At 64.7% G+C, this 15,193-nt stretch carries 16 protein-coding genes; 8 read left to right on the forward strand and 8 right to left on the reverse strand.

The annotated features are described in order from the left end of the window. Positions 1–182 precede the first annotated feature (182 nt). Positions 183–434: a hypothetical protein gene (locus tag NKJ23_RS25065; RefSeq protein WP_031213141.1), complete on the forward strand. Its 252-nt coding sequence runs from the start codon at positions 183–185 to the stop codon at positions 432–434. Positions 435–438: 4 nt separating this feature from the next. Here NKJ23_RS25065 and NKJ23_RS25070 read toward each other — a convergent pair whose 3' ends face one another. Next, positions 439–1,074 carry a DNA-3-methyladenine glycosylase I gene (locus NKJ23_RS25070; protein ID WP_352683080.1) on the reverse strand — a complete coding sequence of 212 codons (636 nt, stop codon included), beginning with the start codon at positions 1,072–1,074 and terminating at the stop codon, positions 439–441. 222 nt (positions 1,075–1,296) lie between these two features. On the opposite strand from NKJ23_RS25070, the gene NKJ23_RS25075 reads away from it, so the two are divergent. Both NKJ23_RS25075 and NKJ23_RS25080 read left to right on the forward strand, forming a co-directional pair. Next, positions 1,297–2,031: a L,D-transpeptidase gene (locus tag NKJ23_RS25075; RefSeq protein WP_352683082.1), complete on the forward strand. Its 735-nt coding sequence runs from the start codon at positions 1,297–1,299 to the stop codon at positions 2,029–2,031. A gap of 261 nt (positions 2,032–2,292) precedes the next feature. After that, on the forward strand, positions 2,293–3,213 hold the full coding sequence (locus NKJ23_RS25080) for a bifunctional 5,10-methylenetetrahydrofolate dehydrogenase/5,10-methenyltetrahydrofolate cyclohydrolase (protein ID WP_352618472.1): 921 nt from the start codon (positions 2,293–2,295) through the stop codon (positions 3,211–3,213). Between the two features lie 12 nt (positions 3,214–3,225). On the opposite strand, the gene glcF is transcribed toward NKJ23_RS25080, so the two are convergent. The 5 genes from glcF to NKJ23_RS25105 form a co-directional block, all read right to left on the reverse strand. Continuing rightward, entirely contained in the window at positions 3,226–4,557 is a 1,332-nt protein-coding gene (gene glcF / locus NKJ23_RS25085) for a glycolate oxidase subunit GlcF (RefSeq protein WP_352683084.1), read from the reverse strand. A 68-nt stretch (positions 4,558–4,625) separates the two neighbouring features. Continuing rightward, entirely contained in the window at positions 4,626–5,009 is a 384-nt protein-coding gene (locus NKJ23_RS25090; protein WP_352683086.1) for a DUF4870 family protein, read from the reverse strand. Then, positions 5,006–6,262, reverse strand: coding sequence for an FAD-binding protein (locus tag NKJ23_RS25095; RefSeq protein ID WP_352683088.1), 1,257 nt, complete (start codon positions 6,260–6,262; stop codon positions 5,006–5,008). Before NKJ23_RS25095 ends, NKJ23_RS25090 begins: the two co-directional genes overlap by 4 nt. 224 nt (positions 6,263–6,486) lie before the next feature. Beyond that, positions 6,487–7,983: an FAD-linked oxidase C-terminal domain-containing protein gene (locus NKJ23_RS25100; RefSeq protein ID WP_352683090.1), complete on the reverse strand. Its 1,497-nt coding sequence runs from the start codon at positions 7,981–7,983 to the stop codon at positions 6,487–6,489. Positions 7,984–8,119: 136 nt separating this feature from the next. Next, positions 8,120–9,454, reverse strand: coding sequence for a DUF3422 family protein (locus NKJ23_RS25105; protein WP_352472690.1), 1,335 nt, complete (start codon positions 9,452–9,454; stop codon positions 8,120–8,122). A gap of 211 nt (positions 9,455–9,665) precedes the next feature. On the opposite strand from NKJ23_RS25105, the gene NKJ23_RS25110 reads away from it, so the two are divergent. From NKJ23_RS25110 to NKJ23_RS25120, 3 genes are read left to right on the forward strand one after another with little or no spacing between them, the layout of a single operon-like run. After that, the gene (locus tag NKJ23_RS25110; protein ID WP_352683091.1) at positions 9,666–10,469 is read left to right on the forward strand and encodes a FadR/GntR family transcriptional regulator; all 804 of its coding nucleotides are present in this window, start codon (positions 9,666–9,668) and stop codon (positions 10,467–10,469) included. 57 nt (positions 10,470–10,526) lie between these two features. Next, positions 10,527–11,663: an alpha-hydroxy acid oxidase gene (locus NKJ23_RS25115; RefSeq protein ID WP_352683093.1), complete on the forward strand. Its 1,137-nt coding sequence runs from the start codon at positions 10,527–10,529 to the stop codon at positions 11,661–11,663. 38 nt (positions 11,664–11,701) lie between these two features. Beyond that, complete coding sequence (locus NKJ23_RS25120) at positions 11,702–12,472, forward strand: metallophosphoesterase family protein (RefSeq protein WP_352683198.1); 771 nt, start codon at positions 11,702–11,704, stop codon at positions 12,470–12,472. Positions 12,473–12,500: 28 nt separating this feature from the next. On the opposite strand, the gene NKJ23_RS25125 is transcribed toward NKJ23_RS25120, so the two are convergent. Beyond that, complete coding sequence (locus NKJ23_RS25125; RefSeq protein ID WP_292664785.1) at positions 12,501–12,641, reverse strand: hypothetical protein; 141 nt, start codon at positions 12,639–12,641, stop codon at positions 12,501–12,503. A 287-nt stretch (positions 12,642–12,928) separates the two neighbouring features. Next, on the reverse strand, positions 12,929–13,627 hold the full coding sequence (locus NKJ23_RS25130) for a type 1 glutamine amidotransferase (protein ID WP_352589299.1): 699 nt from the start codon (positions 13,625–13,627) through the stop codon (positions 12,929–12,931). 74 nt (positions 13,628–13,701) lie between these two features. Here NKJ23_RS25130 and NKJ23_RS25135 point away from each other — a divergent pair, with 74 nt between their 5' ends. Continuing rightward, positions 13,702–14,349 carry a hypothetical protein gene (locus NKJ23_RS25135; protein ID WP_352683095.1) on the forward strand — a complete coding sequence of 216 codons (648 nt, stop codon included), beginning with the start codon at positions 13,702–13,704 and terminating at the stop codon, positions 14,347–14,349. A 32-nt stretch (positions 14,350–14,381) separates the two neighbouring features. After that, on the forward strand, positions 14,382–15,116 hold the full coding sequence (locus NKJ23_RS25140) for a 16S rRNA (uracil(1498)-N(3))-methyltransferase (protein ID WP_352683200.1): 735 nt from the start codon (positions 14,382–14,384) through the stop codon (positions 15,114–15,116). Positions 15,117–15,193: the final 77 nt, after the last annotated feature.

Here is a 15,193-nt window from a genome sequence, read left to right on the forward strand (position 1 = left end):
TCCGCCATCCCGAATCTCCCTGCTTCGACCATCATCACAGAATCACCAATCGGCTTCTATGCAAAGGTCTCACAAGGGGAGAAGGAAAGGCGAAAAAGAAGCTGAAACAATTGCGCCATGCGCGCGGCATCGTGCCGACACAATCCGGGCCGATAAGCACGCCGAAACAAGGGTTCGGGGCCATGGCCACGCTACAGAAGTTCGACATCATCGATAGCGGCGCACGCGACGCCTCGGTCCGGCTGCGGCCGGCCGATGGTTATGCGCCGAAGACGAAGCAAATCGCAGGACCGTTCGAGATCGCGGCGCAACAGCGCAGCGGACCGACCATGCGCGACGTGCTGATGACCGGACTGCTGGTGATCTATCCGGTGTTCGCCGCGCTGGCGGCCATCCTTGCCGGGTTTTTCCTCGCCGGCGCCGGCGGCGCCTGAGCCGCTATTTCGGCCGCTTGAACGCTTTCCGTTCCGCCTCGACCGGCTCGCGGCAGACGCAGCCCTCGAGATGGTCGTTGACCAGCCCCATCGCCTGCATGAAGGCGTAGACGGTGGTCGGGCCGACAAAGCTCCAGCCGCGCTTCTTCAGCTCCTTCGAAATGCGGACCGAGACGGCCGTCGTCGGATTGGCGCGCAAATGCGCGAGGTCGACGATCTCGGGCCGCTCGTCGTGGCCGGGTTCGAACTTCCAGAACCAGGCGGCCAGCGAGCCGGCCTCGTCGATGAGTTCGCGGGCGCGCTTGGCGTTGTTGATGGTCGAAACGATCTTGCCGCGGTGACGGATGATGCCGGCATTGCCGAGCAGGCGCTCGACATCGGCGTCGGTGAAGGCGGCGATCTTGTCGACATCGAAGCCGGCAAACGCCTCGCGGAAATTGTCGCGCTTGCGCAATATGGTCAGCCAGGACAGGCCCGACTGAAAACCTTCGAGGCAGATCTTCTCGAACAGCCGGCGGTCGTCGGCGACCGGCCGGCCCCATTCGTGGTCGTGGTAGTGCAGATAATCCGGCAGGTTGCCGTGCCAGAAGCAGCGGGCGATGCCGTCGGGACCGGCAAGCAGACCTGTCTTTTCATCCATGGCGGAATTCCGTTCGTGTCTTGGCGTTAACGCGTTTTGACGCGGCCTTTACCGCGGCTTTACCAGATTCCTGAACCGGGCGGTAACCACACCAAAAGCTTTACTGACAGATCGGCATTTTACGCATTCCGATTCATGTTTCGGTTGCCGCTTCGCGCCCAATGTCGGCGAAATCGGGGAGGCTTTGCACCCCGGCATGTTCGACGATCAAGGTGCGTTGCGATGAAGACATTCTTGTTCCCACTGTTCGGCGCCGCGGCCGTGCTTGCGGCCGGCGCCGCCAATGCCAACGACCGCTATGCCGAGAGGCCGCCGGTGGTGGTCAGCCCAGATCTTTCGGCGCCCTGGGTGCTGCAGCTCGGCCATGCGCCGGGCATCGTGCGGCAGAGCCGGCAAGAGGCGCAGACGCAACGGCGCTACCGGCGGCTGGCCGAACCCGATCAGCTGCGCACCGCAGCGGTGCAGGCGCCGGCCAAGCGCATGGTGATGCGGCCGCAGATCGACCCGATCTATCTGCCGCAGGAAGTCGCCTATGACGGCCCGCAGAAGCCGGGCACGATCGTCATCGATACGCGAGAGAATTTCCTCTATCTGGTCGGGAAGAACGGTAAGGCGCGGCGTTATGGCGTCGGCACCGGCAAGCCGGGCTTCGAATGGTCCGGCACCCACAAGATCACCAACAAGCGCGTCTGGCCGGATTGGCGGCCGCCGGCGGTGATGATCGCCCGCGAAGCCGCCAAGGGCCGCTATCTGCCGACCTATCTCGCCGGCGGCATGGAAAACCCGCTCGGCGCACGCGCGCTCTATCTCGGCTCGACCGAGTACCGTATCCACGGCACCAATCAGCCCTGGACGATCGGCGGCGCGGTGTCGTCGGGCTGCATCCGCATGCGCAACGAGGACGTGGTCGACCTTTACGAGCGGGTCAATGTTGGCACGACGGTTGTAGTGATGTAATCTGCGGTTGACCTCACCGATGATTCTGCTCAGAAGCCTCGGGAGCATTGAATAACGGGGGACGGGCCGTGTGGGGATGCGGCCAGTCACGAAAGGGCAGCGCGGCAAGCCGTGCTGCCCTTTTTGTTTCCGCCAGCAGGAATTGACGGGAAGATTTTGCCGGCACGTCGCGCGACCGGCATGGCGGTTCGCTTTTCGCGCTGCCTTTTCGCGGTTGCTTTGCTATGTGGCGGCTAAAATCCAGATAAAGGCCCCATCCCGATGTCCCTTTCCGATGACAGCCGCTATCTCAGAGGCGGCCCGGTTGCCCAACGCATCATCGCCGGCGTGCGCGAGGACGCGGCGATCGCCACCGCCGAAGGCTTTCCGCCCAAGCTGGTGTCGGTCACCGTCGGCGATACCGCCGCGGTCGACGTCTATGTCCGCAACCAGCGCGCCAAGGCCGGGTTGGCCGGCATCGGCTTCGAGGAAAGGCGCTTTCGCGCCGACATCACCGCCGGCGAGCTGGAAGCGGCAATCCACGGGCTTAATGCCGACCCCCGCGTCACCGGCATCATCATCCAGCGGCCGGTGCCGGTGCACATTCCGATCAAGACGCTGCAGGCGGCGGTGCATCCGCTCAAGGATGTCGAGGGCATGCATCCGGCCTCGATCGGCAACATCGTCTACAACCAGCTCGACCTGGCGCCCTGCACCGCCGCCGCTTCGGTCGAACTGCTCAGGGAAACCGGCCTCGACCTCAAGGGGCTCGAGGTGGTGGTCGTCGGCCATTCCGAGATCGTCGGCAAGCCGATCGCGTTCCTTTTGATGAGCGAAGGCGCGACGGTGACCGTCTGTCACCACATGACGCGTTCGGTGGCGGCACACGCACGCCGCGCCGACGCACTGTTCGTCGCGGTCGGCAAACCGCGGCTGATCAAGGCCGACATGGTCAAGCCGGGCGCCGCCGTCATCGACATCGGCATCAATTCGGAAATCGGGCCGGACGGCGAGAGCCGCATCGTCGGCGACGTCGATGCCGAGAGCGTCAGGCATGTCGCGTCGTGGATCACGCCGGTGCCGGGCGGCGTCGGCCCGATCACGGTGGCGATCCTGCTGCGCAACACGATGGTAGCGCTCAGCCGCCAGCGCGCCCGCTACCAGGCCACCTACGGCACGGCAGACCGGCTGGCGGCGGAGTAGGCGACTGGCGCATCACTCGGCCGCGACAACCGCCCTCTCTTCGCGAACGCCTTCCGGCCTCGGCCCACCATAGGCCCAGTCGAGCAGCTTTATCGTATGCACCACCGGCAGCTTGGCGGCAGAAGCGATCTGGGTGATGCAGCCGATATTGCCGGTGGCGACGATTTCGGCACCGGTCGCCTCGATATTCCTGACCTTGCGGTCGCGTAGCGTTGCCGAAATCCCGGGCTGCAGGATGTTGTAGGTGCCGGCGGAACCGCAGCACAAATGCCCTTCGCGCGGCTCGCGCACGACGAAGCCGGCTCTGGCCAGAAGCTCCTTCGGCTGGCGGGTGATCTTCTGGCCGTGCTGCATCGAGCAGGCGGAGTGATAGGCGACGACCGTGCCCGGCTTGCGAACCGGCTCGGGCAGGTCGAGGCTTGCCAGATATTCGGTGATGTCCCTGGCCAGCGCCGACACGCGCGCGGCCTTGTCGGCATAGGCCGGATCGAGGCGCAGCATGAAGCCGTAATCCTTGATGGTGGTGCCGCACCCGGATGCGGTGATGACGATGGCGTCGAGTCCACCCTGCTCGATGGCGCGCGTCCAGGCGTCGACGTTCCGTCGGGCCGACGCCAAGGCAGCGTCCTCGCGCCCCATATGATGCACCAGCGCGCCGCAGCAGCCCTCGCCCTCGGGCACCACGACCTCAACGCCAAGCCGGGTCAGCAGCGAAATCGTCGTGTCGTTGATGCCGGGATCGAGCACGGATTGCGCGCAGCCGGTGAGGATGGCGACGCGGCCATTTTTCTTCGCGCCCTGCCCGGCATGGACGCCAGGCGAGGCCATCGGCGAGACTGCCGGGACCGACGCCGGGGCCAGCTTCAACATCGCGCCCAAAGGCTTCAATGCCTGGATTTTCTCAAACAGGCCGGCGAATGGCTGGCCGAGCTTCGCCAGCTTGAGCGCCGCGCGGAAACGCGAGGGATAGGGCAGCACGAAGGCCAGCATGGCGCGTGTCAGGCGATCGGCCAGCGGACGCTTGTAGGTCTCCTCGATATGGGCGCGGGCGTGGTCGACCAGATGCATGTAGTTGACGCCCGACGGGCAGGTGGTCATGCAGGCGAGGCAGGACAGGCAGCGGTCGATATGGGTGACGATCTGCTTGTCGGCCGGCCGTCCGTTTTCCAGCATGTCCTTGATCAGATAAATCCGGCCGCGCGGCGAATCCAGTTCGTTGCCGAGCGTCACATAGGTCGGGCAGGTGGCGGTGCAGAAGCCGCAATGCACACATTTGCGCAGGATCTTCTCCGATTCCGCGACATGCGGATCGGCGAGCTGGGCAGCTGAGAAATTGGTCTGCACGTAAACGAACCCTTACCGTTTGAGCATGATCTTTTCCCAAAACCGGCACCCACTTTTGGGGATCATGCTCATAATCCCAGAAACCAGCTTTCCGGGTTCTTGACCGCCTCGCCGCGCTGCAGCGCCTGCAGGCCGAGAATGCAGCGGGCGATGAACCAGACGGCGACGGCAACCATCAGCACGACACCGATGACCACGATCATCAGTAGCGCCGAGATCAGTGCATAGAGCAGGCCGATCCAGAAGGTGCGGATCAGGAATGTGTAATGGCTCTCGACGAAGCCGCCGGCCTTGCCGCGATTGATATAGGCCAGGACGACGCCGACAATGCCGCTGACGCCGATGGCTAGGCCGGCGAGATAGAGGATGTAGATGACCAGCGCGTTGGTCGGGCCGGGCTCCAGCCAGCGGTCGGTCTGGCGTGACGTACCGTTTTGGCCTGGATCGCTCATTGTGCTCCTCCCTCGGTTGCCGCGGCGAGAGTAGCAGAGCCTGCGCCCGGGGCCATACGGCCGGGATTGAGGATATTCTTCGGGTCGAATTCGGCCTTCAGCCGCGCCGATAGTGCTGCCAGTTGCGGCGCTTGCGGTTCGAACACCGGCACGGCGGCGCGGTGCGAAGGGGTTGCGCGCACCAGCGTCGCATGGCCGCCGCCATGTCTTCTGATCAGGCCGCGCAACAGGCCAGCCTCGGGATCGTCCTGCTGCATGCGCAGCCAGATCAGCCCGCCCTGCCAATCGTAGAAGGCATCGACCGGGGCCTGCATGCGCAGCGCCAGCACCATCTGGTGGCCCCGCGACGGCGCCATCGAGACGCGCCACACCGGCCTTTCGCTGCCATCGGCGAACGGCGCGCAGTCGCGGACATCGCGCCAGACCGAGTACGAGACCGAACCGGAAATCTCCTGCAGCGGGCCAGCGTTTTTCAGCAGGTCTTTCAGCGCGGCAATGCGGTAAGCGACCGACGGGCCGAAGCCCTCGATGCGCAGCAGCGTCGCGGCATCGCTGCCGAGACTGCCGCCAGCGACCCTAGCTGCGACCCGTTCGGGAAGATGGGCAGCACTTGACACTTCGGCGCTGGAACCCAGCGCCAGCGCCATGGCGGCGGCGGCGTGATCGTCGAGCAGGCCGCGGATGGCGAGCGTGACTTCGGTCTCGGCAGCAGGCAGCACCTTGAAGGTGACGTCGGTGAGCACCGCCAGCGTGCCCCAGCTGTTGGCCATCAGCTTGGACAGATCATAGCCGGTGACGTTCTTGACGACGCGGCCGCCCGACTTGAAGGCCTCGCCGCGCCCGGAAACGGCCGCTATGCCGAGGATATGGTCGCGCGCAGCACCCACCTTCAGCCGGCGCGGGCCGGAAAGGTTCGCGGCGAGTGCGCCGCCGATCGTGCCTCGCGCTGGCCCACCGCCGAGCAGCGGGCCGTAATCCATCGGTTCGAAGGCAAGTTGCTGGCCGTTTTCGGCAAGCAGGCTTTCGATTTCGGCCAGCGGCGTGCCGGCTTTTGCCGACAGCACCAGTTCGGCCGGCTCGTAAAGCATGACGCCGGAGAGTCTGGAAAGGTCGAGCGTATGCTCACTCTGCTGCCGCCGGCCGATACCGCGCTTGGAACCATGGCCGATGATTTCGAGCGGCGAGTCTTCCGCGGCTGCCCAAGCGATTGTGGATAGGGTTTCCGCGGCTGTGGACGGGGTGAAGGTGGTCATGGGACGGACGCGGCATTTGCAAATGCGGGAACGTCGCGTTCCTTCGCGCCCCCCTCTGTCCTGCCGGACATCTCCCCCTCAAGGGGGGAGATCGGACGTCGCGTCTGGCTTCGCCAATCGTCAATATTGAAAGAAGGCTGAGGCCTGCAAGCTGCCAATCTCCCCCCTTGAGGGGGAGATGTCCGGCAGGACAGAGGGGGGTGTTCAAGCGCTAACATACGCACTCAAAACCTCGGAATGTCCGGAAACGCCACTTGCCCGCGATGCACGTGCATCCGCCCGAGCTCGGCGCATCGCCTCAATTGCGGGAAGACCTTGCCGGGATTCAAAAGATGGTTGGGGTCGAAGGCGCATTTGACGCGCATCTGCTGGTCGAGGTCGATCTGGTTGAACATTTCCGGCATCAGATCGCGCTTCTCGACGCCGACCCCGTGCTCGCCGGTCAGCACGCCACCGACCTTGACGCAGAGCCGCAATATGTCAGCGCCGAAACTCTCCGCCTTGTCGAGTTCGCCCGGCACGTTGGCGTCATAGAGGATGAGCGGGTGCAGATTGCCGTCGCCGGCGTGGAAGACATTGGCGACGCCGAGCCCGTATTTCTCCGACAGCTCGCGCATGCCGGCGAGCACGCGCGGCAGTTCCTTGCGCGGGATGGTGCCATCCATGCAGTAGTAGTCGGGCGAGATGCGGCCGACCGCCGGGAACGCCGCCTTGCGGCCGGCCCAGAAGCTCAGCCGCTCCTGCTCCGATTGCGAAATGCGGCATGTGGTCGAGCCGTTCCTATAGGCGATGGCCTCGACCAGGCCGATCAGATGATCGACCTCTACCCCCGGCCCGTCGAGTTCGACGATCAGCAGCGCCTCGACATCCAAGGGATAGCCGGCCTGGACGAAATCCTCGGCGGCGTGGATGGCCGGGCGGTCCATCATCTCCATGCCGCCCGGAATGATGCCGGCGCCGATGATGTCGGCAACGCATTGGCCGGCCTGCTCGCTGGTCGCGAAACCGATCAGCAGGGCACGCGCCGTCTCCGGCTTCTTCAGGATACGCACGGTGACCTCGGTTACGACGCCGAGCAGTCCTTCGGAGCCGGTCATGACGCCGAGCAGGTCGTAGCCTTCCGCGTCGAGATGGCTGCCGCCGAGGCGCACCACCTCGCCATTCATCAGCACCATCTCGATGCCGAGCACATTGTTGGCGGTGAGACCGTATTTCAGGCAGTGCACGCCGCCGGAATTTTCCGCGACATTGCCGCCGATCGAGCAGGCGATCTGGGAGGATGGATCGGGGGCGTAATAAAAACCCTCCTGCTCGACGGCGGTGGTGATGCCGAGATTGGTGACGCCGGGCTGGGCGACGACGACGCGGTTCTGAAAATCGATCTCGAGGATGCGGTTGAAGCGGCTCATTACCAGCAGCACCGCGTCTTCGAGCGGCAGCGCGCCGCCGGAGAGCGAGGTGCCGGAGCCGCGCGGCACGACGCGGATGTTGCGGTCGCTGCAATATTTCAGCACCCGCGAGACCTGGGCCACGGTTTGCGGCAGTACCACGACGAGCGGCAATTGCCGGTAGGCGGTGAGCCCGTCGCTCTCGAAGGCGCGCATGGCATTGGCGGCGTCGACGACGCCCTCGCCCGGCACCATGATGCGCATATCGGCGACGATCTCGTCGCGCCGGCGCATCGTGGCGTCGTCTGGTTTCGGCATGGCAAGGCCGGACATCGACAGCCTCCTTCGATCGACTGGTAAAAATCTTTTACCAGCGACAGTGGTCGCTTGCAAATGCCGCGTTGGCCGCGATGAGAGGCCTATGGCCGGGACAGCCTTCCGCAGCGGCAATCTGCCGCTGCGCCCCACATTACTCGCCCGGCTGCTTGCCTGGTTCGGAGTGCATGCGGCGGACGCGGCGCACGCCCCACCAGACGAGCACGACGGCGAGCGGCACCGAGGCGGCGGTGACCATTTCCGGCGCGAAGGCATGGCCGAAGATCGAGGCGCCCTTGGCGACGTAGCCGATGAGGCCGACGACATAGTAGGAAACCGCGGCGACCGAGAGCCCCTCCACCGTCTGCTGCAGCCGCAATTGCAGGCGGGCGCGATTGTTCATCGACGCCAAAAGATCGCGGTTCTGCTTCTCGACCTCGACGTCGACCCAGGTGCGCAGCAGTGTGGTGGCACGGGTGAGCTTCGTCGACAGGTTGGCCTGACGCTCCTCGACCGAACGGCAGGTACGCATCGCCGGCGCCACGCGGCGCTGCAGAAAACCGCCCCAGGTGTCGTAGCCGGGCACCGCCTCTTCGTCGAGCGCCTCCAGCCGTTCGCGCACGATGCCGTCATAGGCGCGGCTGGCGCCGAAGCGGTAGAGGCTGGAGGCGGCATCGGCCTCCAGCTCGGCGGCCAGTTCGGTCAAGTCGGCAAGTAGCGTCTGGCTGTCGCGGGTCTCGGCGACCTTCATTTCCAACGTGGTCTGGGCCAGCCTGTCTTCGATGCGGCGGGCGCGACCGGACAGCGTCAGGGCCAGCGGCAGCCCAAGCATGGCCAGCGTGCGGTAGGTCTCGATGTCGATCAGCCGCTGCGACAGTGCCCCGGTGCGCGCCGGGGTCAGGCCGCGGTCGAGCACCAGCATGCGGGTCAAGCCGTCGCCATCCTGACGGAAATCGGTGACGATGGCCGCGTTGCCGCGCTCGACCAGCGAATAGCACAGGCTGGTCGGATCGAAGCCGGCGATCAGTTTTTCGTTCGCCGGCGTCCATTTGCGGATCTCCAGCCTGATGCCGGAAATCACCGTGCCCGGCGGCGAAAACCCGTTGCCGAAGGGTGTGTCTTCTTGCCCCCTGCCGTTTTCGGCGAGCGGGCCTTCCCAGAGATAGGTCGAGAATTCCGTGTGGCGTTCCCAGCGCAGCGAGCCCTTGCCCCATTTCATCGCGTGGTGGCGGGCGTGAGGGTCGGGCGCGGCGATGCCGAGGCGTCGCGACAATTCGGAAAGCACGGCCTGATCGATCCCGGATCCAGCTTCGGTCATGAAGGAAAGCTGCACCAGCACGCGCGGCTTTTCGACCAGCGGCTGCGGCCGGGCGTGGACCTCGCCGAGCGCGCCCGGCCGACCTTCATGCGCCGGAAAGCCCATGACGGTGCCGCCCACGGCTTTGGCGCGCAGCTGGAATTCGAGGTTGGAAGGGTCGGCGTCTGGCACGGCTGGTCCCCCGGGCTTCTGTGAGCCCTTTGGCAATGATGTCCCTCTAGAGGCAATCGCCAGGGGACGCAAACGCCCAATTTAGCTGAAGATGATATGGCGCCGCGGCTGTGAAACGGACCCGGCCCCGGCGAATTGGATAAATAATTTGACCAGTTGGCGACGCCGGCTTTATCTTGCGCGACATCGGTTCAACCCCCAGGCATCCCGTTTGAGCGACATTTTCTCCCGGATCGAGCATTCGCGCACCGCCGACGAGGTGGTGCAGCAGATCGAGAGCCTGATCCTCGAAGGCGTCCTGCGCACCGGCGACCGGCTGCCGGGCGAGCGCGAACTGGCGCGCCAGTTCGAGGTGTCGCGGCCGATCCTGCGCGATGCCTTGAAAGCCTTGGAAGGGCGCGGGCTGTTGACGACACGGCCAGGCGGCGGCACCCATGTCGCCGATGTCATCGGCCAGCTGTTCACCAAGCCGGTGACCGACCTGATCTCGATGCATCGCAAGGCGGTGACCGACTATCTGGAGTACCGCCGCGAGATCGAGGCGGTGGCGGCGGAATATGCGGCGCGGCGTGCCACATCGGACGATCTGGCGCTGCTCGACCGCATCATGGCACGTATGGACGAGGCGCACCGGACCGGCAATTTCGACGATGAGGCGGAAATCGACATCGAGTTCCATCACGCGATCTGCGAATGCGCGCACAACATCATCCTGCTGCACACGCTGCGCTCCTGTTATCGGCTGCTGTCGGAAGGCGTGTTCCAGAACCGGCGGCTGGTGTTCAACGTGCCGGGCGCGCGCGAGGCGCTGCTTTCGCAGCACCGGGCAATCTATGCGGCGGTCAAGGCCGGCGATCCGGCCGCGGCGCGGCAGGCGGCGATGGACCACATCTCCTACGTCGAACGGTCGATGGCCGAGGCCGAGCGCAGCGGCGACTGGCAGCGCGTGTCGCGGCTGAGGCTCAGGCAGCGCTCCGAGCCCGGTGACGGTGAGGCGGCAAGAAAACAGCCGTAGGCCCCGCCCAGAAAATTCAACGACGAACCAGCGAAGAACCAGCGGAAAAAAAGATCCATGAGCAGCATTCTCACCATCGCCGACCTCAAGGACCTAGCGCGCCGCCGCGTGCCGAAGATGTTCTTCGACTACGCCGATTCCGGCGCCTGGACCGAAAGCACCTACCGGGCCAACGAGGAAGATTTCCAGAAGATCAAGTTCCGCCAGCGCGTGCTTGTCGACATGGACAACCGCTCGCTGGAATCGACCATGATCGGCGAGAAGGTGACGATGCCGGTGGCGCTGGCGCCGACCGGCATGACCGGCATGCAGCATCCGGACGGCGAGATGCTGGCGGCGCAGGCTGCGGAAGAATTCGGTGTGCCGTTCACGCTGTCGACAATGAGCATCTGCTCGATCGAGGATGTCGCGTCGGTGACCAGGAAGCCGTTCTGGTTCCAGCTGTATGTGCTGCGCGACAAGGACTTCGTCTTCGATTTGATCGATCGCGCAAAAGCGGCGAAATGTTCGGCGCTGGTGCTGACGCTCGACCTGCAGATCCTCGGTCAGCGCCACAAGGATATCCGCAACGGGCTTTCGGCGCCGCCGCGAATGACGCCGAAGCACCTCTGGCAGATGGCGACAAGGCCGCGCTGGTGCGTCGGCATGGCCGGCACCAAGCGCCGGAGCTTCCGCAACATCGTCGGCCATGCCAAGGGCGTCGGCGACCTCGCCTCGCTGTCGTCCTGGACGAAGGAGCAGTTCGATCCACATCTGTCGTGGAAGGACGTCGCCTGGATCAAGGAGCGCTGGGGCGGCAAGCTGATCCTGAAAGGCATACTCGACAAGGAAGATGCGCTGATGGCCGCCAGAACGGGCGCCGACGCGATCATCGTTTCCAACCATGGCGGCCGCCAGCTCGACGGCGCCTCGTCGTCGATCATGGCGCTGGAAGAGATCGCCGACGCCGTCGGCGACACGATCGAGGTGCATATGGACGGCGGCATCCGTTCCGGCCAGGACGTGCTCAAAGCACTGTGCCTTGGCGCCAAGGGCACCTATATCGGTCGGCCTTTCCTGTACGGCCTCGGCGCGCTCGGCAGGGAAGGGGTTACCAAGGCGCTGGAAATCATCCGCAAGGAGATGGACATAACGCTGGCGCTGTGCGGAAAGCGTCTGGTCACCGACATGGGCAAGGATCAGCTTCGGCGCTAAAGTCCCGTGACGGCATGACCACGGAGGCGACGCAGGCATTGACGGAGCCCGGCATCAGTTTCTACGAGGCGCGCGGACCGCAAGGCATGCGCCTTTACGCGATCGGCGATGTGCACGGCCGGCTCGATTTGCTGACCGCCATGCACCGGCGGATCGAGGCGGAGCTCGGTCAAAGGCCGTCGGCCGATTGGCGCGTGATCCATCTCGGCGACTATGTCGATCGCGGCCCGGACTCCAGGGGCGTCATCGATTTCCTGATCGACGCGCAAAGACGCGATCCGCGTCACCTGATGCTGGCCGGAAATCATGATCTCGGCTTCCTCGATTTTCTCGATGTCCCCGATCCGGACGGGCTGTTCATGCGCTATGGCGGCATCCAGACGGCGCTATCCTATGGCGTGTCGCTCGGTGGGGGCAGCGCCTGGTTTGGCCGGGCCGATGCGGCATTGCGGCAAGGCCACGCCGCACTGGTCGAGGCGGTGCCGCAGAACCATGTCGAGTTCCTGCGCTCGCTGCCCTTTTCGGTGACCTTCGGCGACTTCTTCTTCTGCCATGCCGGCATCCGGCCCGGCGTTGCGCTGGAAAGCCAGAGCCGGCAGGACCTGATCTGGATCCGCGAGGTCTTCCACGACCACGCCGGTCTTCATCCCAAGATCGTGGTGCACGGCCATACGCCGGTGCCCAAACCCGAGATCACCGGCAACCGCGTCAACGTCGACACCCTCGCCTGGCAATCGGGAAACCTCACCGCGCTCGTCGTGGACGGCGCTGACAAGCATATCCTGACAGTGACGGGTGAGCGGGCGTAGGGAAGGCGTGGGATTATGAGCAGAGAGGCTAGCGAAGCGCGGCGGTGACGCCGTAGCCGTCGACGGCATTGTGGTCGTTGGCCGCGTCGGCGGAATAAATGCCGAGGCCGCACAAGACGATGGCCGACAACATGACAAAGGACAAAAAGGCTGCTTTCACGGACGTCATCTCTTGTTGAGCTTCCTGCATCTATGCACGAGCGGGTTACCAATGCGTTGAAACGCGAAATACGTCGCAAATGTCTGACGGTTTCGCGCTTCTAGGCATGTTCTGTATCGGCGGTGTGTCGCGCGGGTCACAGGAAAGGTTCATCGCGGTTGCACTGAAGATGCAGAGCGGGCGCCTTTTAGGCTGGCGGACAGACACAGGCCAAGGATGAAACGCGTTATCCCCGGCGGATTTGCCGCCGCGTGCCAAATATGCAACGTCGCCAAATACGTTGACTATATGGGCCGTCAGATCGTCGCCACCCAGGCGCGGGCGATGGCCAGGCCGGCGGCATCGGCTTGCGGTCCGTTGCGGGCCATTTCGTCGTCGAGCCGGACGGCCCAATCCGGATGGCGTTCGGCGATCAGCGGTGCGAAGGACGTGCTCCAGTCGCGAACCATCGGCCGGTCCGCCTCGAAATGAAACTGAAAGCCATAGACGGCGCGGCCGATGCGGAACGCCTGGTTCTCGGCCACGGCATTGCCGGCCAGCCGCACGGCAGTCTCGGGCAAGACAAAGGTGTCGTCGTGCCATTCGAAGATCGGGAATTTTTCAGGCAAGGCGGCGAGCACCGGATCGGCCTGCGCCGCCGCGGTGAGCGCGACCTCGTGCCAGCCGAACTCCGACGCGCCGCCGATCTGGTTCTCGCCGCCAAAGGCGCGCGCGACCAACTGGCTGCCGAGGCAGATACCAAGCACCGCGCGATCCCTCTCGGCAAAGTCGCGTGTCAGATCGAGCAGACCCGGAAAATAAGGACAGAGCTCGTCCTCCAGCGCATTCTGGGCGCCGCCGAGCACCACCATGGCGTCATGCCCGCCGCTATCTTGCGGCAGCGCGTCGCCGCGGTAGGGACGGCGCAGGTCGATATCGGCGCCCGCCTCGACAAGGGCCGCGCCGATCTGGCCAAGGCCCTCATTGTCGAAGTTCTGGACAACCAAGACCCGCATCGAAACCTGCTGACATGAAATTGATGCAACGAGCGATATCATGGCACCAGCATTGCAGCCAACAGGGAACGCCTATGCCACTGCAAAACCGGGTCGACCCGTTCGGCGCCATCCATGCCGTGCCGGAGCGCGGCCTGTTCATGGGCAATCGCGGCATCATTCACGACCCCGAGACGAGAACGCTGTTGAAGAAGCGCTGGGCGCTGCAAGCCTGGATCATCTGCGTCTGCGAATTCGGCAACGTGCGGCGCGAGCCGATGGGGCGCAACCGGGCTGGCGGCAAGGCCGGCTGGACCGAGCTGTTTTTCCTCGACGAGGTGACGGCACTTGCCGCCGGCCACCGTCCCTGCTTCTTCTGCCGGCGCGAGCGGGCCAGGGATTTTGTCCGGCGTTTCGGCGACGCCTTCGGCATTGCCGAGCCACGCGCGCCGCAGCTCGACAAGCGCCTGCACAAGGAGCGCCTGGCATCGGGCGGGCGGGCGACGAGACTGGAAGCGGAAGCGCTTGCGGACCTGCCGGGCGGCACGATGATCTCGTCAGGAAAAAGGGCGTACGCCCTGTTTGATGGCGCCGCGCTGCCCTGGAGTTTCGGCGGTTATGGCGAACCGGTGGGGTTCGGCGGTTTTACCGACAGTCCAATCGGCCTGCTCACGCCAGCGACAACTGTTTCGGTGCTGCAGAAAGGCTACGAGCCTGTCTGGCATCCTTCCGCCGAGGCTTGACGCCGAGGGTGACGTTGCCGCATTCCTCGGCGATGCGCGCCAATTACAAGATGCAGCGGCTGTTCGTGCCGGACGGGCTTGGACCGGACATCGAGTTCGACATCGGCCCGCAGCAGAGCCATTATCTCTCGCACGTGCTGCGGCTCGGCGAAGGCGCCGAAATTCTGGTCTTCAACGGCCGCGACGGCGAATGGTCGGCGGCGATCGCGGCAAAATCGAAGAAAGCTGTACGCCTGAAGGTGTTGGCATTGCAGCGGTCGCAGCCGCCGCTGTCCGATCTCGTCTATTGCTTCGCGCCGCTGAAGCAAGGACGGCTCGACTACCTCGTGCAAAAGGCGGTGGAGATGGGCGCCGGCATCCTGCAGCCGGTCATCACCCAGCATACGCAGGTGGCAAAACCCGGCATCGAGCGCCTGCGCGCCAATGTCGTCGAGGCGGCCGAACAATGCGGCATATTGGCGGTGCCGGAGCTGCGCGAAGCGGAAAAATTCGAGCGCCTGCTGGCGGGCTGGGACCGCGAGCGGCGGCTGATCTTCTGCGACGAGCATGCATCGACCAACAATCCCCTGCGGGCATTGCAGGCGGTGCGGGAGAGAAAGCTCGGTCTGCTGGTCGGGCCGGAGGGCGGCTTTTCCGACGAGGAACGCAAGATGCTGAGAGCGCTGCCCTTCGTTACCGCCATTCCGCTCGGGCCGCGCATCCTGCGAGCGGATACGGCGGCGGTGGCGGCACTGGCGCTGATCCAGGCGACAATCGGCGATTGGTGATCAATTCCAGTTACCCTCTGGCTCAGGATTTTTCGCTTGATCGGCTACTGACATTTCGTCCATCTAGCGCCGGCAGT

The sequence above is a fragment of the Mesorhizobium sp. M0184 genome (assembly GCF_040322215.1).
Taxonomy (GTDB): Bacteria; Pseudomonadota; Alphaproteobacteria; order Rhizobiales; family Rhizobiaceae; genus Mesorhizobium.